This is a genomic window from Microtetraspora glauca (genome assembly GCF_040656155.1).
Classification (GTDB): Bacteria; Actinomycetota; Actinomycetes; order Streptosporangiales; family Streptosporangiaceae; genus Microtetraspora; species Microtetraspora glauca.
On the sequence record NZ_JBFALK010000032.1, the window covers coordinates 18,022 to 39,346 of the forward strand.

Genomic DNA, 21,325 nt, shown 5'->3' on the forward strand with positions numbered 1-21,325 from the left:
TGCGGGAGAGGTGTGGCGATGCCAACGCGGCGCACGGTCCTGATCCTCAGCGCGAGCATGGGCGCGGGGCACGACGCCGCCGCGACCGAGCTGGCCAGGCGGCTCGCCGCCCGGGGTGTCGACGCCGAGGTGACCGACGTCCTGGAGCTGCTCCCGCTGCGGCTGGGCGCCGCGCTGCGCGGCTGGTACGGCTGGATGATGCGCTCCGCCCCCTGGTCGTACGCGCTGATCTACCGGATCTTCTTCGTGTCGCGCGGCTCGCCGTCGGCGTCCCCCCTGACGGTCCTGGTCGCGGCGCGGCTGCGGCGGCTGCTGCTCCGCCGGGCGCCGGACGAGGTCGTGTCGGCCTTCCACCTGGCCGCGCAGGCCGCCGGGCACCTCCGCGCGCGTGGCCTGCTGCCGGTGCCGAGCACGGTGCTGCTCACCGACTTCGCGGCGCACCGGCTCTGGCTGCATCCGGGGAACGACCGCTACCTGTGCCCCGATCCGGAGACCGCGCGCGCGGTGCGGGCGGCGACCGGACGGCCCGCCTCGTGGCACGCGCCGCTCGTCCGCCCGGAGTTCCTGGCACGCGGGGCGACCATCGCCGGGCCGCGGGCGGACGAGCGGCCGGTGCTGGTCTCGGCGGGTTCCTGGGGCGTGGGCGGCGTCGAGAGGACGGCTCGCGTGCTGGCCGGGTCGGGGCGGTACCTGCCCGTCGTCCTGTGCGGGCGCAACGGCGAGCTGCGCCGCCGCCTGCGCCGCCGCCTGGGGCGCCCCGTGGTGGTGCTCGGCTGGTGCGACGACCTGCCCGCCCTGATGGCCACCGCGTACGCCGTGATCGACAACGCGGCCGGGCTGACGTGCAGGGAGGCGATGGCGGCTCGGGTGCCGGTGATCTCCTATCTGCCGATCCCGGGGCACGGGAGGGACGGCGCGTTGGCGATGGCCCGCGCGGGGCTGAGCGTCTACGCCCGCGACGCGGCCGAACTGCTGGCCGCGCTCGACCGGATCGCAGCCGAGAGCGAGCGTGAGCGGCACACGGCCCCCGGAGCCGGGTTGTTCGCCGCCGCGCCGGCCGAGTCCTTCTTCATTCCTTCGGCCCCATCAGGTCGTCCTGGCGGATCTGCGGCGACTGGGCCAGCCTGACGCTGCCGAAGAAGATCAGCGCCACGCCGAGCAGTTCGAGCAGGACCCAGGCGCCCAGGCGGATGCTCTCGCCGAAGAGCCCGACGCCGAGCGCGATGCTCGCCACGGGGTCGGTGACGTTGAGGGTCGGCTGGACGACGACGAGGTTGCCGCTCTGCAGCGCGTTCTGCAGCACGTACACGCTGAAGATGCCCGCGGCCACCATGGCGTAGACCGGCCAGGCGGTCAGCACCTCGGCCTGCTCCGTGTCGAAGAGGCGGGTGCTTTCCTTCATCAGCGCGGCGGTGAAGGCGAACCCCAGGCCGGAGGCGGTTCCGAGCAGCGCCGCGCGGTGTGAGCCGCGGGTGACCCGCGCCATCCCGATCAGGTACGCGGCGATGCCTCCGCAGATCACGGTGATGATCGCCCAGTCCCCGGGGGTCGGCGCCTTGTGCCCGCCCCCGGGGCGGGCGGAGGCGAGCAGGACCGCCAGTCCGACGGTCACGGAGATGATGGCCAGCCACACGTTCCGGTTCAGCTTGACCCGGTACATCAGCCAGATGATGACCATGGTGAACGGCAGTTCGGTGATCAGCAGCGGCTGCACGAGGGCGAGAGTCCCGAAGTTCAGCGCGCTCGCCTGGAGGAGGAAGCCACCGATCAGGGCGCCGATTCCGCCCAGCCAGACCGGTTTGCGCATCATGTCCCACATCAGCGACAGCTTGAAGGCGTCGCTCTCCGGGGCGGTCCGCGCCGCGCGGCGCTGCAGCACCGAGGAGAGGGCGTTGCAGGCCGCCGCGAGGATGGCCAGGATCACCGCGATCACCGGCGCCCGGCCTTCCGGACGCGATGCCATCCGTCAGTGGTGGTCATAGGGCCGAGCATCGGCGAACCGGCATCCGGCGCAAGCGCCCCACGCCGGTGACGGCAGGGCCGCGACCCGCACTTGCCTACCGCTTGGCGGATCTTCCCTGGCGGGTCAAGATAAGGCTAGGTTAACCTAATCAAAATTAGGCTTGCCTAAGCTAAGGGGAGTGCTCCATGACCGCCGCCTACCGGCCCTTCCGCCTGCACGTCGCGCGTACCGAGCGCCTCAGTCCGACCTTCATGCGGGTCACGTTCGCCGGTGACGATCTGTCCGGGTTCGGCCATGACGGCTATGACCAGCGGGTCAAGGTCGTGGTGCCGCTGCCGGAGGTCGGGTTGGACACCTTCCCCGCGGAGCCGGACTGGTTCCCGATCTGGCGTGAGCTCCCCGAGGGCAGGAAGAACCCGGTCCGCACCTACACCGTGCGCGCCGTGCGCAGGGAGAACCGCGAACTGGACATCGACTTCGCGCTGCACGGCCCCTCGGGCGTCGCCTCGCAGTGGGCCGCCGAGGCGTGCCCCGGCAGTCCCGCGCTGATCGTCGGCCCGGACGCGCTGTACTCCGGCCCGCCGGTCGGGCTGGAGTGGGCTCCCCCGGCCGACGCGGCCCGGTTGCTGCTGGCCGGAGACGAGACCGCGGTGCCGGCGATCTCCGCCATCGCCGAGTCCCTGGCGGACGGCGTCCCCGCCCAGGTGCTCCTAGAGGTGCCGGAGCCCGAGGACGTCCTCGACCTGCGGGTCCCGTCGAGCGCGGAGGTCACCTGGTTGCCCCGCGGTACGGCACGGCACGGCGAGTTCCTGATCCCCGCCGTGCGCGACGCCGTACGCGATCTCGGCACCGTGCCGGGCGAGCACGCGGAGGAGGAGCCGGACGACGCCGAGCTGCTCTGGGACGTGCCCGTGGAGGCGGGCGGAGGTTTCTACGCGTGGCTGGCCGGCGAGATGGGTGTGGTCCGGGAGTTGCGCCGCCATCTCGTACGCGAACTGGGTGTGGACCGCTCCTGCGTCGCGTTCATGGGGTACTGGCGGCAGGGCGCACCCGAGCCGAACTGACCTTCTGATCGACTTGCTATCTTCCTGTTTATCCGGGTGATCTGCGCGATTTTGGGCGGGTTTGGCCCGAGGTGACGGCGGGCTGACGGCGGGAGCGTGACTGACCGGTGCGGGTGAGACTGCGGACCCGCCTGCGGTACTGGTTCGACGGCACGATGGACCGGGGCACCCCCGCGCTGATCGGCTGGCTGGGACTGGCGTCCGTCGCGCTCATCGCGGTGGTGACGATCCTGGTCGTCCTCCTCACCAACGAGGACGCCGAGCTCAACGACGGCTGGATCGGCGTGGCATGGATGAGCCTGCTGCGGACCCTCGACCCGGGCACCATGGGCGGCGACACCGGCAATCCGGTGTTCCTCGGCCTGATGCTCACGGTCACGGTCGGCGGCATCTTCATCGTCAGTGCCCTCATCGGTGTGCTCACGACCGGCCTGGAGACACGGATCGAACAGCTCCGCAAGGGCCGCTCACAACTCGTCGAACGCGGGCACACCATCATCCTGGGCTGGTCGGAGCAGGTCTTCACGGTGATCGGCGAGCTGGTGAAGGCCAACCAGAGCGCCCGGCGCTCGTGCGTGGTGATCCTCGCCGACCGCGACAAGGTCGGCATGGAGGACCAGATCCGCATGCGGGTGCCCGACACCGGCCACACGCGGGTGATCTGCCGGTCGGGCAACCCGCTCAAGCGGGCGGACCTCGAACTCGTCAGCCCGCAGACCGCGAAATCGATCATGGTGTTGCCGCCCCAGGGCGAGGACGCCGACATCGACGTCATCAAGGTCCTGCTGCTGCTGAACAACCGGCCGTGGACCGGCGCCCGCCCGCACATCGTGGCCGCGGTCCAGGACTCGGAGAACCTCGCGGCGGCCCGGCTCGCCGCCGGAGAGTCGGCGCTGGTGATCGACGCCGACGACATCACCGTCCGCATGGTGGTGCAGTCCCATCGGCAGGCGGGCCTGTCCACGGTCTGCACCGACCTGCTCGACTTCGCGGGCAACGAGATCTACTTCCGGCCCGAGCCCGCCCTCGCCGGCTCGACGTACGGCGAGGCGCTGGGCGCGTACGAGCTCGGCGTGCCGATCGGAGTGCACAAGGCCGACGGACCGGTGCTGGTCAACCCGCCGCAGGACACGTCGATCGCCGCGGGCGACAGCATGATCGTGGTCGCCGAGGACGACCTGCTCATCCGGCTGGCCGCCGACCGACCTCCCATCATCGAGGAGGTCATCACCACGGCTCCCGAACGGAAGCCCGTGCCCGACCGGACGCTGCTGATCGGCTGGAACGCCCGCGCCGCGAAGATCATCGCCCTGCTGGACCGGCTCGCCCCGCCCGGTTCCGCCGTGGACGTCGCCGCGCCACGCAGGCCCGTGTATGCCGTGGAGATGCCCCGGCAGAACCTGGTGGTCGGCTTCAAGCCCTGCGAGCCGACCAGCAGGCGGTCGCTGGAGTCCCTCGATCTCGGGTCGTACCAGCACATCGTGGTGCTCTCCAACGACGGCGTCGACCCGGACCGCGCCGACAACCGCACGCTGGTGACACTGCTCCACCTGCGCGACATCGAGGTACGGCTGGGCGACCCGTACTCGATCGTCACGGAGATGAACGACGACAACAACCGCGAGGTCGCCCAGGTCACCAAGGCCGACGACTTCATCGTCAGCAGCAAGCTGATCTGCCTGATGCTGACCCAGCTCGCCGAGAACCGGAACCTGTACGCGGTCTTCGCCGACCTTTTCGACCCGGCGGGGTCGGAGATCTATCTCAAGCCCGCGTCGGACTACGTGCTGCCGGGCGTGGAGGCGAACTTCGCGACCGTCATCGAGTCGGCGCGGCGCAGGGGAGAGGTCGCCATCGGCTACCGGCGGGCCGGCCACAGCGACGAGCCCCCCGCGTACGGTGTGACGCTCAACCCGCCGAAGGGCGCGCCGCTGGTCCTGGACGACGGCGACCACGTCATCGTGGTCGCCGAGGACTGAGCCGTACCAGGTGGGCTACTGCTCGCAGCCGGTGATCGTCCAGGTGATCGACGTGCTCAGGATGTCCGCCTTGTAGGCGGTGTTCCGGACGAAGTCGGTGGAGTCGGCCACCTGCACGCTGTAGGTGCACGTGTCCTTGCATGCGGCACGTGAGGGGCTCACGTCTTATCCCAGAGATATTGGCCAGGTCTTCCGGCGCGGCAGGCTGGGCGTGACGCCGACCCCGTTCGGGCAGTTCGTGCTCACCCGCGCCAGGTCCGCGGTGAACACCGTGGACGAGCTGACGGCGGGCGCCCTGCCGTACGGCGGGCAGGCGCGCGTGGCCCGGATGGGCGGCTATGCCAATCCGCTGCTCAGCGGCCTGCTCCAGCGCCTGTTCGACGTCCCCGGTGTGTCGATCACCGTGCACACCGAGCACTCGCCGCGGCTGCTCCTGGACCTCCTGGCCTCGCGGCGGCTGGACGCGGCGACCCTCATCGACTATCCGGGCCACGAGCTGCCGGTGTTGCCCTCGGTCGGCATGCGGCCCGTCGGGATGGAGCCCGTCTTCGTCGCGATGGCGGAGAACCATCCCGTCGCGGTGAAGGAGGAGGTGTCCCTCGCCGAGCTGGCGGGCGACGACTGGGTGCTCTCACCGCCGGACGGGGTCGGCTGGCCGGAGTGCTTCGTGACCACCTGCAGCGACGCGGGATTCAGCCCCAGGGTGCCCCACATCATGGTCGAGCCGCAGATGATTGGTGACCTCGTCGCGCGGGGACACGCGATCTCACCCTGCCAGGCCACCTTCCAGGCGAGTGCGGGAATCGTGGTCCGCCCGCTCGTGGGAACGCCGCTGTGGATCAGGCATCTGGTCGCCTGGCGCCGCGACGGCGCGCTCGCGCACCGGGCCGAGGAGCTCGTGCTCCTCGCCGCCGACGCCCACAGGGAGTCTCTCGCGGACCGGCCGCACTACACCGCCCGGCAGGCGCGCAGGGGAGAACCGGCCGGGTCGTGACCCCATGTCACAGCAACCCCAAGGCGTCCTGCTCGCCGCGGCTCTCGATGACCTTGTTGATCGCGTCCACCATCTCCTGCCGGCTGTAGCTGCGGTCGGGCATCTCGTTCAGATGCGTCAGCATGTCGGCCGACAGGCGTACGTTCGCGGACGCCGAGGCGTACACCTCGCGGCGGGTGGCCCGGTCGCGGTCCCGGAAGACCTCGTCCAGGACCTTCTGCATCTCCTCAAGCGCGGCACGGTCAGGCATGCCCACCCCTCCTTCGGTATGCAGCGGCTCCTACCCGCACACGCACTGAGCACGCGTGGGCGGGCGCCCGGTCAGTACGACTTGAGGGAGACGGAGGTGGCCGCCTTGTGGATCTTCTCCGTGATGCGCCTGGCCATGGCGGAGGAGCCGGGCAGGTGTGGCAGCAGGCGGAGCATGAACATCTGGAACCTGATCTGGAGCCCCGACTTCATGACCATGCCCTTGAGGTTGCCCTCGGCGAGGTCCTGGTTGGCCGTGACGAAGGGCCGCAGCTCGCGCTCGTACGCGACGAACGCGGCAGTGTGGTCACCGGCCGCCGCGGCCAGCTCCCCGGCCAGGACGTACGCGCCGACGAGGGAGAGGCTGGTGCCCTGCCCCGAGGCCGGGGACGCGCAGTAGGCGGCGTCGCCGACCAGGGTGACCCGGCCACTGGACCAGGTGTCCATGTGGATCTGGCTGAGGGAGTCGTAGTAGAAGTCCGGGGCGTCGGCCATGGCGTCGAGCAGCCGGGGAACCTCCCAGCCGAGGTCGGCGAACCGCTCGGCGACGGTCGTCTTCTGCCCCTCGACGTCGTTGCGGTCGCGGGCCGGCCCCTCCGACGCGAAGAGGAACATCGCCCGGGCGTCGGCGGCGCGCGCCGTGGCGTACATGAGCGCCGTGCCGCCCGGCACGGCCCGGCACATTTCGGTGCGGTCCAGGTTCAGGTGGTTGGGCACCGTGAAGATCGAGATGTGGTGGCCGAGGTCGCGGACGAACCGCCCCTCGTCGCCGAAGGCCAGCCCGCGGACGTTGGAGTGCAGGCCGTCGGCGCCGACGACCAGGTCGAAGACGCGTGAGGGACCGCGCTCGAACGTGACGAGCACGCCGTCGTCGGTCTCGGTCAGCGAGGTGATCGAGTCGCCGAAGACGTACTCCACCCGGTCGGCGGTCGCCTCGTGGAGGAGGCGGCCGAGGTCGCCGCGCATGATCTCCACGTCGGCGTCCTCGCGGCCGCCGAAGAGCTCGGCGTCCATGGTGGCGAGCACCTTGCCGTGGGCGTCCACGAAGTGGGCCGCCTTCATGTCGGTGCTCAGCGCCCGCACCTTGGGCAGCAGGCCCATGCGCTCGACGACGTCGAGGGCGACGCCGCGAATGTCGATCTTGTAGCCGCCGTCGCGCGGAGCGGGGGCGCGCTCCACGACCGTCGGGGCGAAGCCGAACTCGCTCAGCCAGTACGCGAGCGTGGGGCCGGCGATGCTCGCGCCGGAGATCAGGACCGTCTTCATGGGGGGCTCCCTCGGGCTTGTCGGGTTCATCCGCTCTGTCCGTACGCCGCCGACTGTACAACTGTCTCAGAATTCTGTCTAGTACAAATGTCTCAGACGGTGGTGTAGGGTGCGGGGCATGGGAAATCGCGAAGACCTGCTTGCCGGAGCCAAGCGCTGCCTGTACGAGAAGGGCTACACACGCACGACCGCGCGTGACATCGCGGCGGCCTCCGGCACCAGCCTGGCCTCGATCGGCTATCACTTCCGGTCCACGAAGGCGCTGCTCAACGAGGCGCTCTTCGACGCCATGCGGGAGTGGGGCGAAGAGCTGGAGCGCGCGCTCGGGACCGACACGGGCATGCGCCCGGGCTCGCGGGAGCGGTTCGAGGAGATCTGGGACCGGGTGGCCGGGTCGTTCGCGGCCCAGCGTCCGCTCTGGACCACCCAGTTCGAGGCGATCACCCAGCTCGACCACCTGCCCGAGATGCGCGAGGCGTTCGGCACGGGGCTGGAGGAGGCGAGACGCGGGCTCGCCGAGATCTTCGACCCGGACGCCGACGCCGAGACCCTGCGGGTAACCGGGCGGCTCTACCAGACGCTGCTCAGCGGTCTGCTCTCCCAGTGGTTGATCGACCCCGAGCGCGCGCCCTCCGGCCGCGACCTCGCCGAGGCCGTCAGAGCGGTCGCCGCCGGCTTCGACCGCTGACCACAGGCGCCCACCTCGGGTACGGCCTGGCCGCGGCCGCCTCCTACGAGATGATGGACCGCACCGCCTGACGGCGCACGTGGTCACGGTAGAGGTCAGGGGACCGAGTCCCGGGGCTTCCCGCGCGAGGGCGTGTAGAGGATCTCCACGTCCTTGTCGCCGGGGGCGGGCGTGCGGGCGAGCACCGCCGTCGTCTCGCCGGAGAGGCCGACCACCGCGGCACGGTATCCCGTGCCCTCACGCTGCCACAGGATCAGGTGCTCGTCGTCGTACCAGCCGAGCACGCGGACGAAGCCGGCCTCGATCCACGCGAGGAGTCGCCCGCCGTCCGACTCACGGACGCACAGGTCGGTGGGCCTGCCGTAGCAGCGGGTGAGGAACCGGGACCGGCTCGGAGAGAGCGGGTCCCGGACATCGGAGACCTCGTCCCCCATCTCGGCCAGCTCGCTCACCGTGCGTCCGGACAGGTCCAGGGAGCGCAGGCCCGGCGGACGCTCGTGGGCGTAGTACTCGTACGGGGTCACGACGGTCCGGCCGTCGCCGTTCCACCGGTAGGCTCCCAGGTCGGCATTCTCGTCCGTCGCCTTCACCCGCCGGGTCGTGCCGGAGACGGGATCCACGACGACGAAACCGTTCGGCTGCCATTCGTCCTCCCAGGTCGTGAGCAGCAGCCCGGCGGGCGACCAGGACGGTGTGTTCGCCCCCGGCGGCACGGTGACGCGGCGGGCACGTCCCGTCGTCCGGTCGACGATCTTCACCCTCGAAGGGGAAGGGAAGCTGACGAGCCAGCGGTCGTCGGGCGAGACGGACACCCGCCTGCCGGGCGCCGGGCGGAACCGGCCCGAGCCGTCGCGCAGACGCAGCACACCGTCCTCGCGATATCCGGCGACGGAGACCGCTCCCGCCGGGTCGTCCCGTACGGTGACCGAGGTGCCCGGCAGGACCGTCATGGGACGCTCGGAGGAGGCCGGGACGGGCCCCGGGCGCGGACCGGCGATCTCGTGGACGACGCGCGGTGCCGCGCCCAGACGGCCGGCGGCCTCGGCGGCGAGCACGGGCAGCCGGTCCCGCAACGGCAGGTACGGTGAGGAGACCCACAAGATGTGGGAGCCCTCGCGCGCGACGACCATCGAGGAGCGCGGGCCGGCCGAGTAGGCCTCCTCGCCGACGTCGTCCAGGGGGCTCGTCCCCAGCGCGGCGCCCAGTTCCCGGAACAGCTCCGAGGCGTTCTCGTCGTTCGCGGCGGTCCAGACCCCCACGGTGAACCGCAGCCCCGCCCGGTCGGTGTACGCGCAGAGCGTGGCCGGTGGACGGCCGAGCGGGCGGCGGGTCACCCCGAGCCCCGGCCGTACGAGCCGGCAGGGGTCGGGCTCGGGCCTCGCCGAGGGCAGTGCGAAGGGCGGGGTGAAGGGCGGGGCCGAAGGCAGGGCGGACGGCAGGGCCGAGCTCGGTCTCGGGAGATCGACGGCGGTGAGGGCGAGCCAGGCTGGTCGCCCAGGGCTCGCAGTGACGTAGGAGCCGGTGAACAGCGTCCTGCCCCTGAACGCGAACGGCTGGCCGCTCAGGGGCAGCACGGCCCGGCTGATTGCCCCGCCGTCGACGTCGATCAGATCGACCGGCCGACCGGGGACGTCGGCCTCGTTCACGAAGGCCAGAGCCCACCGGCCGTCCGCGACGATCGTGCCGTGCCGTGCCGCGTCGCCGTTTTGGGTGGGCCCTTCGACGAGATGCCATGGCGCGCTCCCGTCGTCGGCGGACACGCCACTGATCACCTCGGCGCCCCCGGCGGCGCGCGCGACCAGCAGCCGGCCGTCCGCCGATGCCGGCCACGCGCACAACTCCGCACAGGGCACGGGAGCCGTGATCTCACGGCCGTCGGCGGCGGCCAGAAGCGCGACGCGGTCGTCCCCGGCCGCCGCCACGACCCCGTCCAGGAGGCGGACGTCCCGAAGCGAGGCGAGGTCCCGGCGCCAGCGCGACCGCCCGGAGGCGGGATCGAGCGCGAAGAGTGTGTCCCGGCCGCAAGTGACGGCCACGACCATGACCGCGGCGTCCGCCGCCGAGAAACGCGGCACGGCGCACTCGCGGGGCGGCCGCCACGTCCACCGCGTTTCACCGCTCGCCGGGTCGAGCCCGGCCAGCGCCCCCTCGGCCGTCCACGCGGGAAGGGCTGGAACGTTCCCTCCCTGGTACGGGCCGCGCCACACGCCCGCCCGGCCGAGGCCGTCACGTCGCCAGATCGGCCGCCCGTCCGCCCGGGAGACGGCCTCGACAGCGGGGAGGTCGCCGGTGGGCGAGGGCCGCGAGTGGGCCAGCACCACCGCGCCGCCCGGCGCCAGCCAGTCCACGACCTGCGCGTCCTGGATGGAGCGCCGCCAGCGCTCGGTCCCGTTGGCCGCGTCCAGGACCGCAGCGACCGCGCTGGTGACCACGACCACGTCGCCGCCCGCGAGGGCCGCCTCGCCCATCAGCGGGGCCGGATAGGCCGCCCGCCACAGGGTGCGCGTCCCGCCGTTGCCCGGCGGCGAGGAGGCGGGTGGCGCGGCCATGAGCAGGACGAGCGCTCCGATCCCGGCGATGGCCCTCCGCAGGCGGGTCGTCAGCACGACCGGTTCCTCCTGGCCACCCTGAAGACGTCGGTCAGACCTCGCTGGTCGTAGGCCACCTGGTACGTCCGGGCCTTTCCAGTGATCCGGAACGGCTGCCCGTCCCGGTCTGTGACGTACGCGTGCTGGATCAGGAGGTCGTCGCCGTAGACGTAGTCGATTTGGACGTCCCACTCGTAGGCCCGCCTGGCGGCCTCGGCGGTGATCTCCACCGTGGCCCGCTCGCCGTACGCGAGATCGATGTTCTTCTTCAGGAAACGCGCCCCTCGCTTGGCCGTGCCTCCGGGGGCGAGCGCGTCGAGGTCGGCGACGATCGCGAAGACGTCGGCGCTGCCCGCGTTCGGCATGACGAAGCAGGTGCCGGACGCGTTCGGCATCGACTTCCGGACGCGGGGGCGCACGTCGACGATCCTGATCATGTCGCGCCGCTCCCCGCGCAGCACCAGTGTCACGTTCATCGACCCGATCCGGGCGCCCCGCTCCCGGCGGATGAAGTCCACCAGCTTCGTATCGTCGGGGCTGCCGTGCAGGATGCGGCGCGGACCGCCGGTGATGGCGCGCCGGAAGGCGAACGAGTCGCCCTCCTCCACCGGCGAGTACGCGACGGCGGTGATCCGCGGCCGGTCCTGGTGATCGGCCCACATGTCCTGCAGCCACGGCCAGGCTCCGAGCACCACGCCTCCGATGATCGAGGCCAGCGCGGCGCCCACCGTGCCGACCAGCCACACCGCGGGCTTCTTCAGCGCTCTCAACGCGCGGCCAGGCGGAGCGTCGCCGGCGGCGCCGTCCTCCGGAGCATCGGCGTCACGCGTCATCGACTCCCCCTTCGAGCCGGGCCGCGACCAGTTCGGCGGCGCGGAGCGCGGTGTCCCTTTCCCCGAGCGCCTCGACCAGGACGATCGTGTTCCCGGCGCGCAGCGCGACGGCGTCCTCCAGGTCGTCCACCCAGTACGCCCGGTCGGCCAAATCGGGGCCGCCCGGCGTGGACCGCTGGAGCAGCCCCGACATGGTCTCGTCGGCGGCCGCCTCCGAGGCGTACACCCAGTTGACGGTCACCGTGACCTCCAGCCGCCCGGCCCGCAGCGGGAGGAACCGGCAGGAGACCGGCGTCGTCAGACCGAGTTCCACGGGCCCGGGAACGGGGATCGCGCGGTAGGCGATTCCCGTACGGGCCGTGAGTGCCTCGGGGGGGAGCAGGGCGCACGGATCGGGCCACGCGGTCGCGGGTACTCCGCCCCGCGCACCCCACCCGCCGCCCTCGGCGATGGCGCGGACGGCGTCGTCCTCGGTCAGGGGCTCGCTGACGACGGTGACCAGGCGTCCGGTGGAGGCTTCCAGGACGTCGAACGTGGTGAAGCCTCCGACCTCCTGGTGGAGCGGATACGGCCAGGAGCGGAAGACGAAGACCAGGCCGCGCCGCTCGTCGAAACCCGAGATCCAGGCGTTGCGGTAGGCCCGCGTGGCGACCGCCCGGCCCGAGTCCCGCCGGATGACGGTGAGGAGGGAGGCGTGTTCGTCGCTTCCCCACACCACGAAGGCGGCGGCCGGAGTGACGAGGGCGTCGCAGCCACACCTCCCCGAGACACGGTCGAAGATCACTCGTCCCAGGGGATCGACCAACGTGATCGAGTCGTCCGCGCGGATGACGGTGACTCCCCGCTCGACCCGCAGGCGCGGGTGGCCCGCCGGGGCCACGGCGATCTCGCCACGCGGCGCTCCCGTCCGGGCGTCGAAGCGGAGCAGCCGGGTCCGGCCTCCCTCGCAGTGGACGAGCAGGGTGACCTCGTCCTCGGTCACCAGCTCACGGGGGATGTCCCAATCTTCGCTCCTGCTGGAGCCGTCCCAGGCCTCGGTGTGCCCGTCCATGTGCGTGTCCCGGCCGAGGCTCCGGCATCCGGTGGGAAGCCGCGCCTCCCAGCCCAGCGCGCCGTCGGCCAGATCGAGGGCGTGGATCACGCCGAGCGCGGGCAGGTCCACGATCACCCGGCCGTCCGCGGCCCCGAGGGCATAGAAGTAGGAGCGGCCGCCTTCGTCCTCCCCCCGGCCGGAAGTGATCGTCCAGCGGACGACTCCCGTGGTCGTGTCGAGGACCGTGATCCTGCGGGGCCGCTCCTCGGCCACGTAGCGGACCTCGTCGGGATCGGCCGCCCCCGCCTCGGAGTCGAGTATGAGGAACCGTCCGTACGAGAGCCGACCGGAGGCCAGGTCGCCGATCGCCCGGGCGACCAGTTCCGTCCGCCACAGCACCCTGTCCTCCCGGTCGCGGCCCTCGTACGCGGAGGCGTCCGCCGTGACCATGACGCCGGACGTGGCCGGTGGACGGCGAACCGGCGGAGGACCGGGCGGCGGCCCGGGGGCGAGCGAGAGGAGGAGGAGCATCAGGAGTGCAGACCTCGCAGCGGCTTTTCCCCATCCGAGCGCCGCAGTTCTTCCCCGCGGGAGAAACGGCCGGGCGGCGGGTCGGATCCGGAAAGCAGCCAAAAGGTCCTCGCCGCGTACGACGTCGTTGTGACGGACGTGCCCTCATGATGAGGACCCCGTCAGGCCGACACAAGACCCATTTTGGGCGGCATGGTGTGATATTCAGAACCGCTATCGATTTCGCGCGATAACGTATTCCGTAAATGGGATGTTCGAGGCGATTATTTCTCCAGCTCAGCGGTGTCGCCGCCGCCGGAGCGCTCGTCTCGGCATGCGTCACGCGCGTCCACGCCGAGCACCCTGGGGACGCTTCCTTCGCGCGACTACGCCGCCGCTGGCGGGACGTGACGGCGGGATCGGGGTTCGACGCGGAGGCCGAGCCGTACCGGACCAGGCTGGCGAGGCTGGGGGCCGTGGCGGCCGGACACCGGGACGCCATGGTGCCGGCCGACGCGTCGCTCTGGCCCGATCTGCCGTTCCCCTCCCTCACCGAGACCCCGGCGCGGCTGCGGACCATGGCCCGCGCGTACGCACTGGAGGGGACCGGCCTGACCGGTGACGCGAGCCTGGCCGCGGCCGTCGCCACCGGCATCGACCACTACCGGCGGCGGGTGTACACCGAGGGCGCGGACCCGGTCGGCAACTGGTGGGACTGGCAGATCGGCACGCCCAGGAAGCTCCTCGACGCGGCTGTGCTGATCGGTCCCCATCTGACGAACCGGCGGAGCGGCGCGCTGCGGGACGCGGTGGACCACTTCGTCCCCGAATGCCGCCTGAACGACTACAGCGGGACCAGCACCGGGGCGAACCGGGTGGACCTGTGCACGGTGATGTTGCTGCGCGCCATCCTCAGATCCGACCCGGACAAGGCCGCGCTGGCCGTCTCGGCGCTCTCCCCGGTCTTCCCGTACGTTCACGAGGGCGACGGCTTCTACCGCGACGGATCCTTCATCCAGCACACCTTCGTCCCCTACCAGGGCGGGTACGGGGCGGTGACGCTGTCCGGCCTCGCGACGCTGTTCGCGGTGGTGCGCGGCTCGCCGTGGGAGATCACCGACCCGAACCGGCAGGTCGTCTTCGACATGGTCGAGCGGTCCTTCGCGCCGGTCGTCCACGACGGCTTCTGCATGGACCTGGTCAGCGGGCGCGGGATCGGAAGGGAACCCTACGGCGACCACAGGAAGGGGCGCGGCATCGCCTCCTCGATCCTGCTGCTGGCAGAGGCGGCCACCGCCGCCGAGCGGGACCGCTGGCAGCGGATGGTCAAAGGGTGGGCGTCGCGAAACACCTCCGTACCCATGCTGAAGGCGGCCGAGAGCAGCGATCTGGGGTTTCACGCCCGCCTCGCCGCGGTGCTGGACGACGACGCGATCCCCGCCGCCGAGGAACCCGTCGGGCACCGGCTGATGGCGATGAGCGCCCGCGCCGTCCATCGCCGCCCGGGATGGTGCGCGGGGCTCAGCATGGCGTCCTACCGGATCGGCCACTACGAGCACGGCAACGGCGAGAACCCGCGTGGCTGGCACACCGGCTCAGGAATGCTCTACTGGTGGGGCGAGGGCCACGGCGACCAGTACTCCGACGCCTTCTGGTCCACCGTGGACCCCTACCGCCTGCCGGGCACGACCGTCTCCACCCGGCGGCTGGCCGACGGCGCCGGTGAGGGGTGGGGCGACACCTGCCCGCCGGGCCGCTGGGTGGGCGGCGCCACCGACGGCATGTACGCGACGGTCGGCCAGCACCTGAACGGCTTCGAGAGCACGATGGAGGCCTTCAAGTCGTGGTTCTTCCTCGATGACGCCGTGATCTGCCTGGGCGCCGCGATCAGCGGCCGGGACGGCGTACCGGTCGAGACGATCGTGGACAACCGCAGAACCGACGCGCTCCTCACCGTCGACGACGCGGCGGGCTGGGCCCACCTGGAAGGACATGGCGGCTACGTCCTGCCCGGTGGCGCCCGCCTTGAGACGCTGTGCGAGGAACGCGCGAGCAGCTCGGTGACCAGGAGCTATGCGACTCTCTGGCTCGACCACGGTGTGGATCCCAGCTCGGCCGGCTATGTCTACCTCCTCCTGCCGGGGGCGAGTCTCGCGGAGACCCGGACCCGCGCCGCCGACACCGGCTGGGCGCGCGTGCTCGCCAACACCGCACGCACGCAGGGTGTGGAAGTGCCGTCCCTCGGGATCACCGCGGTCAACTTCTGGAACGAGGGAGCCGCCGGCGGCCTGTCCGCCTCCGCCCCGTGCGCGGTCCTCGTCAGAGAAAGAGGCGACGGTACGGCAACGCTGGCCGTGTCGGACCCTCGGCGCGACCTGAGCGAGTTGACCGTGACCTGGGATCGGCCGGTCGCCGCGGTGCTTCACGGGGATCCGTTCCTGGCGAGCGCCGCGACCGGCGCGACACTCACCCTCACCTTCGAGCGCCTCGCCGCCCACGGCGGCGGCTCCTCGACCGTCACCGTACGGCTCTAGCGTCACCTGCCCGTCGACGCGAGTCTCGCGTGCAGGCGGGCGGCCTCCGCCGGAGGGACGAGCTCGCGCAGCGCGAGCCACGCCGCGGCCCCAGCGCCGTCCCCTGCCACCGCGACCGGCACCTCCGGCTGGAGCAGGTCCCGAACGGCATCTTGTACGGGACCTTTGCTCGTCAGCACGCTCCCGCCCAGGACAACGGGGGTGCCGTCGCCCGGGTGGTGGACCTCCAGGGCGCTGCGCGCCAGGCATCGTGCGGCTTCCTCCACGATGCCGAGCGCCCGAGGGTCGCCGTCGATCGCCGCCCTGCTGACCAGCGGCGCCAGCTCGGCGAGCGCGAGGGGCGGCCCCCCTTGCACCGCCGTGGCAAGCCGGTCGACGCAGCCACCGTCCAGGTCCGCGTCGCCCGGTAGGAGGTGCCGGACAACGAGATCGGTCAGACCGCCGACGATCCGGGGCGCACGGGGCGCACCGGGTACACGGGGTGCGCCCGCCCGGCCGGTCGCCCGGGCGAGCTCGCGTATCGCGGCGCGTGCGGCGGCCCGGCCGAGCCAGAAAGCCGATCCCTCGTCGCCGAGTTGCCAGCCGAATCCGTCAGCCAGGGCCACGGGCGCATGGGCGATTATTTTCGCCGCGATCGCTCCTGTCCCGGAGATCAGCACGGTGCCCGAGGGCGAGGGAGAGCCGGCGGCGAAGGCGACCACGACGTCACCCACGACCCGCGGCGTACAGGCGAGACCGGTGTCAGCGAATGCCCGCTCGAACGCCGCCAGGGCGGACGACTCGCGCAGCAGGCCGGATCCCGCCATCCCGACGATCACGGCCTTCACCTCCTCCGGGTCGGCCGCGCTCAGGGCCTGCCGGACGGACGCGCCCACGTGCGCGAAGGCGTCGGCGGGCCCGAGCGCCATCGGATTGCCTCCCCCCGCCTTGCCGCGGCCGACGACGGCACCGCCGATCGTGCTCAACACCGTGCGTGACGACGTGCCCCCCGCGTCCACGCCGAGAACCAGGCTCATGTCAAAAATTATTACCTATTCCCCTTGACGATGCTATATGTTGAGCATAATTTTCATTGCACGGTGAGAGGAGGAGCAACGTGGAGCTACTGGGCCGGATCCGAGCCGAGCGGTCGGAGCTGCCCGAGGCCCTGCGCCGGGTGGCGGACCTGATCCTCAGCAACCCCGGCGAGGCCGCCAGGTCGACGATCGTCGACCTGGCAGAGCGCAGCGGCACCTCGACCGCGACCATAACCCGCTTCTGCCGGGCGCTGGGCTTCGGCGGCTACGCCGAGCTCAGGGTGGCGATCGCAACCGAGCAGGGCAGGGTCGCCCAGCAGACGTGGGAGACCGACATCGGCCAGGAGATCCTGCCCGACGACAACCTGGAGCGGGTGCTCGGGGTCGTGTCGGGGAACGACATCCGGCTCATCCAGGAGACCGCGGCCCAGCTCGACCTCGCCACGGTCGAGAAGGTCGCCGCCGCGATCTCGCAGGCAGGCCGGGTCCTGCTGTTCGGCGTCTCCAGCAGCGCGGCGGTGGCGAGCGAGATGGAGTACCGCCTTCAGCGCATCCGCATCCCCACCTGGAGCAGATCCGACGCGCACAGCGCGCTCACCGACGCGGCGCTGCTCGGCGAGCGGGACGTGGCCATCGGCATCTCGCACAGCGGCAGGACCCGTGAGGTGATCGAGGTGCTCGCCGAGGCGGGCAGCCACGGAGCGATCACGGTGGCGGTCACCTCGCACCCGAGATCGCCGCTCGCCGAGGTGGCCGAGCTGGTGTTGACCACCGCGAGCAGGGAGACCACGTTCAGGAGCGATGGGTTCGCCGCGATCCACTCCCAGCTGCTCGTCCTCGACGTCGTCTACGTCTCGATCGCGCAGCGCTCCTACGAGCGCACCCGCCAGGCGTTCGACCTGACGCTCAGGGCCGTGACCGGCCACCGGCTTCCCGGAGGAGACGCGTGACGATCGACCCGCACCGCTACGCCGAGCACATCGCCGAGCTGGTGCAGACCATTCCCGCAGACCAGGCGGCGTCCGTCACGCGGGCCGCGGGCCTTGTCACGACGGCACTCGGCCGAGGCGGCGTCATCCAGGCGTTCGGCTCGGGCCACTCCGAGGCGGTCGCCATGGAGATCGCCGGCCGGGCCGGCGGCCTGGTGCCCACCAACCGGCTCGCGCTCAGGGACATCGTCCTGTACGGCGGCGCCGACCCGAAGGAGCTCCAGCGCTACGACCTGGAGCGCGACCCCTCCATCGCTCGCCGCATCCTGGACGTCGCGCCCGTGGAGGACCACGACCTGTTCGTCATCATCTCCAGCTCGGGCGTCAACGGCGTCGTCGTCGAGCTCGCCACCCTCGTGAAGGAGCGCGGTCACGACCTGATCGCGATCACTTCCCTGCAGCACAGCTCCGCGGTCTCCCCGAAGCACCCCTCGGGCCGCAAACTGTGCGACCTCGCCGACGTCGTCCTCGACAACCGGGCCCCGTACGGCGACGCCGTGCTCCCGCTGCCCGGCGGAGGAGCCGTCGGAGCCGTCTCCACCATCACCTCCGCCCTGCTCGTCCAACTCGTCGTCGCCGAGGCGGTAGGCGAGTTGCTCGCGGCAGGCCAGGTGCCGCCGGTGTACCTGTCGGCGAACGTTCCCGAGGGCGACGCGCACAATCTCGCACTCGAGGCCCGCTATGCCGGCCGGATTCGCCGGGGCGCCTGACCCATCTCGGGGAACTCCGGTCGCGAGCCGCGTTCCGCCGTGGGGGCGCGCGGCCCCGGCCGATCATCGACGGCGGCTGCTGTCGCCATGCCGTCCAACCGCTCGGGGGTCCCGTAAAAGGAGATCACCTCATGTCCCGACATTTCCTGAAGGTTCTGCTGGCCTTAGCCCTCCCCGTCTCCCTCGCCGGCATCGTCCTGGCGACGCCGGCCTCCGCCGCCCAGGCTGTGCGGCTGCAGTACAGGACCAGTTCGACCGGCGCCACCACCGCGCAGGCCGAGCCGTGGTTGAAACTCCTCAACACCGGGACTACGCCCGTCCCGCTCAACCAGGTCAAGATCCGCTACTACTTCACGGGTGAGACGACCTACCGCTTCGCCTGCTCATGGGCCGTGGTCGGTTGCTCCACGGTGACGGGGCAGTTCGTGAACCTCGCCACCCCCGTGCCGACCGCCGATCGCTACCTGGAGGTCGGTTTCACCTCCGGATCCCTCGCGGCCGGTGCCGACACCGGCGACCTGCAGTTGCGTTTCTACCGCGCCGACTGGCAGAACTTCACCCAGAGCGACGACTACTCCTTCGGAGCCCAGACCGCTTACGCCGACTGGGACAAGGTGGCGGTGTACGTGGACGGCCGGCTTGCCTGGGGCGTCCCCGCGGCCGGCGGTGATCCGTCGCCGAGCCCCTCGGCCAGCCCCTCGGGCGACCCCGGCACCAGCCAGGGCACGCTCTTCGACGACTTCGCCTACACCGGATCCTCCGATCCGCGCCTCGCCCAGCGCGGCTGGACGGTGCGCTCGAACTCCGGTGGTCCCGGTGTGCCCGGCGCCACCTGGTCACCCGCCGCCGTGACCTTCCCCACGGTCAGCGGCAACCAGGTGCTCCAGCTCGCCTCCTCGACCGACGGCACCGGTTCGGGCACCGTCCACACCGAGCTCTCGACGGCCAACCGCAAGTTCTTCGAAGGCACCTACGCCGCCAGGGTGAAGTTCAGTGACGCCCCGGTGAGCGGTCCCGACGGCGAGCACATCGTGCAGACCTTCTTCACCATCACGCCGCTGGCCCACGACCTCGACCCGGACTACGGAGAACTCGACTTCGAGTACCTCCCCAACGGCGGGTGGGGTGAGCCCGGCAACATCATGTACACCACCAGCTGGGAGACCTACCGCAACGACCCGTGGCTGGCCGTCAACACCCACACCGAGGAGCGTGCCAGCTTCGCCGGGTGGCACGACCTGGTGATCCAGGTCGCCGGAGGCCGCGTCAAGTACTACATCGACGGGCGTCTGTTCGCCGACCACGGCGACATCTACTACCCCGAGACGCCGATGTGGCTGATGTTCAACCAGTGGTTCATCGACCTGCAGGGCGGCAGCGCTCCGCGCACGTATCACCAGCAGGTCGACTGGGTCTACTACAGCAAGGGCGAGGTCGTCTCGCCCGCCGAGGTGCAGAACAGGGTCGGCGCCTTCCGGGCCGCCTCCACCACGTTCACCGACACCGTCCCCAACTCCTGAGTCGCCGTGCGGCTCGCGCCGCCCGGCGCGAGCCGCACCGCCCCCTTTTCCCTGAGAAGACCGGCGCCAGCCGTACCCCCCGAAAAGAGAAGCACCATGAAGCACCGCCTTCTTGCCGCAGCGGCCGCGCTCGTCATGACCGCGGGCGTCAGCGCCTGCGGTTCCGGCGAGCCGCCCGCCGCCGACCCCACCGGCGCGGGACCGGCCAAGCTCACTGTCTGGATCATGGACGGCAGCGTCACCGGCGAGCTCATCAAGCGGTTCGAGACCGAGTACGAGGCCACGCATCAGGGCCTGGACCTGGACATCCAGATCCAGGCGTGGGACGGCATAGGCGAGCGCGTCACCGCCGCGCTGGCCAGCACAGACGCGCCGGACGTGATCGAGGTCGGCAACACCCAGGTCGCGCAGTACTCCTCCAGCGGTGGCGTCACGGATCTCACCGACAAGATCGCGGACCTGGGCGGCGCGGACTGGATCCCCGGCCTGGCCCAGCCGGGCAACATCGACGGCAGGCAGTACGGCGTCCCGTGGTACGCCGCCAACCGCGTCGTCATCTACAACAAGGACCTGTTCGCCAAGGCCGGCATCGACTCCCCGCCCAACACCCGCGACGAGTGGCTGGCCGACACCGCCAAGCTCGACGAAGGCGGCGACCAGGGCATCTACCTGACCGGGCAGACCTGGTACGTGCTCGCCGGGTTCATCTGGGACGAGGGCGGCGACCTCGCCGTCAAGGACGGCGACACCTGGAAGGGGGCGCTCGACACGCCCCAGGCGCTGGCCGGCCTCGACTTCTACAGGAAGCTCCAGGCGCTGGGCAAGGGCCCCAAAGACGCCGACGAGGCGAACCCGCCGCAGCACGAGGTGTTCGCGAAGGGCAAGGTCGCCCAGATGATCAGCGTGCCCGGCGGCGCCGCCCGAGTGCTGGAGGTCGCGCCCGGGATGAAGGACAAGATGGGCTTCTTCCCGATCCCGGGCAAGACCGCCGACAAGCCCGGCGCCGTGTTCACCGGCGGGTCGGACCTGATCATCCCCGAGGCGTCCAAGCACCACGACGCGGCCTACGAGGTGGTCAAGGCGCTGGCCGGCGAGAAGTTCCAGACCGAGCTGGCCAAGGCGATGAGCTTCGTGCCGAACAAGACGTCACTGGCGCACGTGCTCGACGCGAACGAGGGCACCGCCGCGATGGCCGCGGGCGCCGCGGGCGGCAGGGCCACCCCGAACACCCCCAACTGGGCCGCGGTGGAGGCCACGCAGGTCATCAAGCAGTACATGACCGCGGCGCTCACCGGAAAGGACGCGGCCACCGAGGCGCGCAAGACCTCCGAGGCCATCACCTCGACGCTCAACAGCGGCTCCTGAACGTCCTCGCGTCGCCCGGCCGGA

The 21,325-nt window shown here is 71.4% G+C and carries 18 protein-coding genes; 10 read left to right on the plus strand and 8 right to left on the minus strand.

The window, feature by feature from the left end:
• The first annotated feature begins 18 nt into the window (after positions 1–18).
• Entirely contained in the window at positions 19–1,128 is a 1,110-nt protein-coding gene (locus tag AB0I59_RS38625) for an MGDG synthase family glycosyltransferase (protein WP_061260301.1), read from the plus strand.
• Here the strand turns inward: AB0I59_RS38625 and AB0I59_RS38630 are convergent.
• The gene (locus AB0I59_RS38630) at positions 1,070–1,963 is read right to left on the minus strand and encodes a DMT family transporter (protein ID WP_358141296.1); all 894 of its coding nucleotides are present in this window, start codon (positions 1,961–1,963) and stop codon (positions 1,070–1,072) included. The two genes, AB0I59_RS38625 and AB0I59_RS38630, sit on opposite strands and share 59 nt — an antisense overlap.
• A 185-nt stretch (positions 1,964–2,148) precedes the next feature.
• On the opposite strand from AB0I59_RS38630, the gene AB0I59_RS38635 reads away from it, so the two are divergent.
• Both AB0I59_RS38635 and AB0I59_RS38640 read left to right on the plus strand, forming a co-directional pair.
• Complete coding sequence (locus tag AB0I59_RS38635; RefSeq protein WP_358141299.1) at positions 2,149–3,027, plus strand: siderophore-interacting protein; 879 nt, start codon at positions 2,149–2,151, stop codon at positions 3,025–3,027.
• Positions 3,028–3,134: 107 nt separating this feature from the next.
• The gene (locus AB0I59_RS38640; protein ID WP_358141302.1) at positions 3,135–5,006 is read left to right on the plus strand and encodes a CASTOR/POLLUX-related putative ion channel; all 1,872 of its coding nucleotides are present in this window, start codon (positions 3,135–3,137) and stop codon (positions 5,004–5,006) included.
• 15 nt (positions 5,007–5,021) lie between these two features.
• Here the strand turns inward: AB0I59_RS38640 and AB0I59_RS38645 are convergent, their stop codons facing one another.
• Positions 5,022–5,168 (minus strand): hypothetical protein, encoded by a 147-nt coding sequence (locus AB0I59_RS38645; RefSeq protein ID WP_358141305.1) that lies wholly within the window; start codon positions 5,166–5,168, stop codon positions 5,022–5,024.
• Between the two features lie 49 nt (positions 5,169–5,217).
• Here AB0I59_RS38645 and AB0I59_RS38650 point away from each other — a divergent pair, with 49 nt between their 5' ends.
• On the plus strand, positions 5,218–6,000 hold the full coding sequence (locus AB0I59_RS38650; RefSeq protein WP_358141308.1) for a LysR family substrate-binding domain-containing protein: 783 nt from the start codon (positions 5,218–5,220) through the stop codon (positions 5,998–6,000).
• A 7-nt stretch (positions 6,001–6,007) separates the two neighbouring features.
• Here AB0I59_RS38650 and AB0I59_RS38655 read toward each other — a convergent pair whose 3' ends face one another.
• Positions 6,008–6,250: a hypothetical protein gene (locus AB0I59_RS38655; protein ID WP_061260308.1), complete on the minus strand. Its 243-nt coding sequence runs from the start codon at positions 6,248–6,250 to the stop codon at positions 6,008–6,010.
• Between the two features lie 71 nt (positions 6,251–6,321).
• Positions 6,322–7,515, minus strand: coding sequence for an FAD-dependent monooxygenase (locus tag AB0I59_RS38660; RefSeq protein ID WP_358141311.1), 1,194 nt, complete (start codon positions 7,513–7,515; stop codon positions 6,322–6,324).
• Positions 7,516–7,633: 118 nt separating this feature from the next.
• Here AB0I59_RS38660 and AB0I59_RS38665 point away from each other — a divergent pair, with 118 nt between their 5' ends.
• Positions 7,634–8,203, plus strand: a complete 570-nt coding sequence (locus AB0I59_RS38665) for a TetR/AcrR family transcriptional regulator (protein WP_061260312.1) — start codon at positions 7,634–7,636, stop codon at positions 8,201–8,203.
• Between the two features lie 95 nt (positions 8,204–8,298).
• On the opposite strand, the gene AB0I59_RS38670 is transcribed toward AB0I59_RS38665, so the two are convergent.
• Genes AB0I59_RS38670 through AB0I59_RS38680 form a run of 3 tightly spaced genes read right to left on the minus strand, consistent with a single transcriptional unit; the run spans position 8,299 to position 13,188 of the window.
• Complete coding sequence (locus tag AB0I59_RS38670; RefSeq protein WP_358141314.1) at positions 8,299–10,809, minus strand: outer membrane protein assembly factor BamB family protein; 2,511 nt, start codon at positions 10,807–10,809, stop codon at positions 8,299–8,301.
• Positions 10,803–11,624, minus strand: a complete 822-nt coding sequence (locus tag AB0I59_RS38675; RefSeq protein ID WP_358141317.1) for a hypothetical protein — start codon at positions 11,622–11,624, stop codon at positions 10,803–10,805. The genes AB0I59_RS38670 and AB0I59_RS38675 overlap by 7 nt, the downstream gene beginning before the upstream one ends.
• On the minus strand, positions 11,614–13,188 hold the full coding sequence (locus AB0I59_RS38680; RefSeq protein ID WP_358141320.1) for an outer membrane protein assembly factor BamB family protein: 1,575 nt from the start codon (positions 13,186–13,188) through the stop codon (positions 11,614–11,616). The genes AB0I59_RS38675 and AB0I59_RS38680 overlap by 11 nt, the downstream gene beginning before the upstream one ends.
• 386 nt (positions 13,189–13,574) lie before the next feature.
• Here AB0I59_RS38680 and AB0I59_RS38685 point away from each other — a divergent pair, with 386 nt between their 5' ends.
• The gene (locus AB0I59_RS38685) at positions 13,575–15,701 is read left to right on the plus strand and encodes a polysaccharide lyase 8 family protein (RefSeq protein ID WP_358141323.1); all 2,127 of its coding nucleotides are present in this window, start codon (positions 13,575–13,577) and stop codon (positions 15,699–15,701) included.
• A gap of 2 nt (positions 15,702–15,703) precedes the next feature.
• On the opposite strand, the gene AB0I59_RS38690 is transcribed toward AB0I59_RS38685, so the two are convergent.
• On the minus strand, positions 15,704–16,717 hold the full coding sequence (locus AB0I59_RS38690; protein ID WP_358141326.1) for an N-acetylglucosamine kinase: 1,014 nt from the start codon (positions 16,715–16,717) through the stop codon (positions 15,704–15,706).
• Positions 16,718–16,797: 80 nt separating this feature from the next.
• On the opposite strand from AB0I59_RS38690, the gene AB0I59_RS38695 reads away from it, so the two are divergent.
• The 4 genes from AB0I59_RS38695 to AB0I59_RS38710 all read left to right on the plus strand — a co-directional run bounded on the left by AB0I59_RS38695 (position 16,798) and on the right by AB0I59_RS38710 (position 21,301).
• Positions 16,798–17,667 carry a MurR/RpiR family transcriptional regulator gene (locus tag AB0I59_RS38695; RefSeq protein WP_061260316.1) on the plus strand — a complete coding sequence of 290 codons (870 nt, stop codon included), beginning with the start codon at positions 16,798–16,800 and terminating at the stop codon, positions 17,665–17,667.
• A complete protein-coding gene (locus tag AB0I59_RS38700; protein WP_061260318.1) occupies positions 17,664–18,416 on the plus strand; it encodes a sugar isomerase domain-containing protein in 753 nt (250 codons plus the stop codon). Before AB0I59_RS38695 ends, AB0I59_RS38700 begins: the two co-directional genes overlap by 4 nt.
• Before the next feature lie 131 nt (positions 18,417–18,547).
• A complete protein-coding gene (locus AB0I59_RS38705) occupies positions 18,548–19,936 on the plus strand; it encodes a cellulose binding domain-containing protein (protein ID WP_358141329.1) in 1,389 nt (462 codons plus the stop codon).
• A gap of 96 nt (positions 19,937–20,032) precedes the next feature.
• Positions 20,033–21,301, plus strand: coding sequence for an extracellular solute-binding protein (locus tag AB0I59_RS38710; RefSeq protein WP_061260323.1), 1,269 nt, complete (start codon positions 20,033–20,035; stop codon positions 21,299–21,301).
• Positions 21,302–21,325: the final 24 nt, after the last annotated feature.

Coding starts and splice junctions, on each gene's coding strand:
- AB0I59_RS38665 (WP_061260312.1), top strand. CDS start 7,634: ATGGGAAATCGCGAAGACCTGCTTGCCGGAGCCAAGCGCTGCCTGTAC.
- AB0I59_RS38625 (WP_061260301.1), top strand. CDS start 19: ATGCCAACGCGGCGCACGGTCCTGATCCTCAGCGCGAGCATGGGCGCG.
- AB0I59_RS38690 (WP_358141326.1), bottom strand. CDS start 16,717: ATGAGCCTGGTTCTCGGCGTGGACGCGGGGGGCACGTCGTCACGCACG.
- AB0I59_RS38675 (WP_358141317.1), bottom strand. CDS start 11,624: ATGACGCGTGACGCCGATGCTCCGGAGGACGGCGCCGCCGGCGACGCT.
- AB0I59_RS38710 (WP_061260323.1), top strand. CDS start 20,033: ATGAAGCACCGCCTTCTTGCCGCAGCGGCCGCGCTCGTCATGACCGCG.
- AB0I59_RS38630 (WP_358141296.1), bottom strand. CDS start 1,963: ATGGCATCGCGTCCGGAAGGCCGGGCGCCGGTGATCGCGGTGATCCTG.
- AB0I59_RS38635 (WP_358141299.1), top strand. CDS start 2,149: ATGACCGCCGCCTACCGGCCCTTCCGCCTGCACGTCGCGCGTACCGAG.
- AB0I59_RS38655 (WP_061260308.1), bottom strand. CDS start 6,250: ATGCCTGACCGTGCCGCGCTTGAGGAGATGCAGAAGGTCCTGGACGAG.
- AB0I59_RS38705 (WP_358141329.1), top strand. CDS start 18,548: ATGTCCCGACATTTCCTGAAGGTTCTGCTGGCCTTAGCCCTCCCCGTC.
- AB0I59_RS38680 (WP_358141320.1), bottom strand. CDS start 13,188: ATGCTCCTCCTCCTCTCGCTCGCCCCCGGGCCGCCGCCCGGTCCTCCG.
- AB0I59_RS38660 (WP_358141311.1), bottom strand. CDS start 7,515: ATGAAGACGGTCCTGATCTCCGGCGCGAGCATCGCCGGCCCCACGCTC.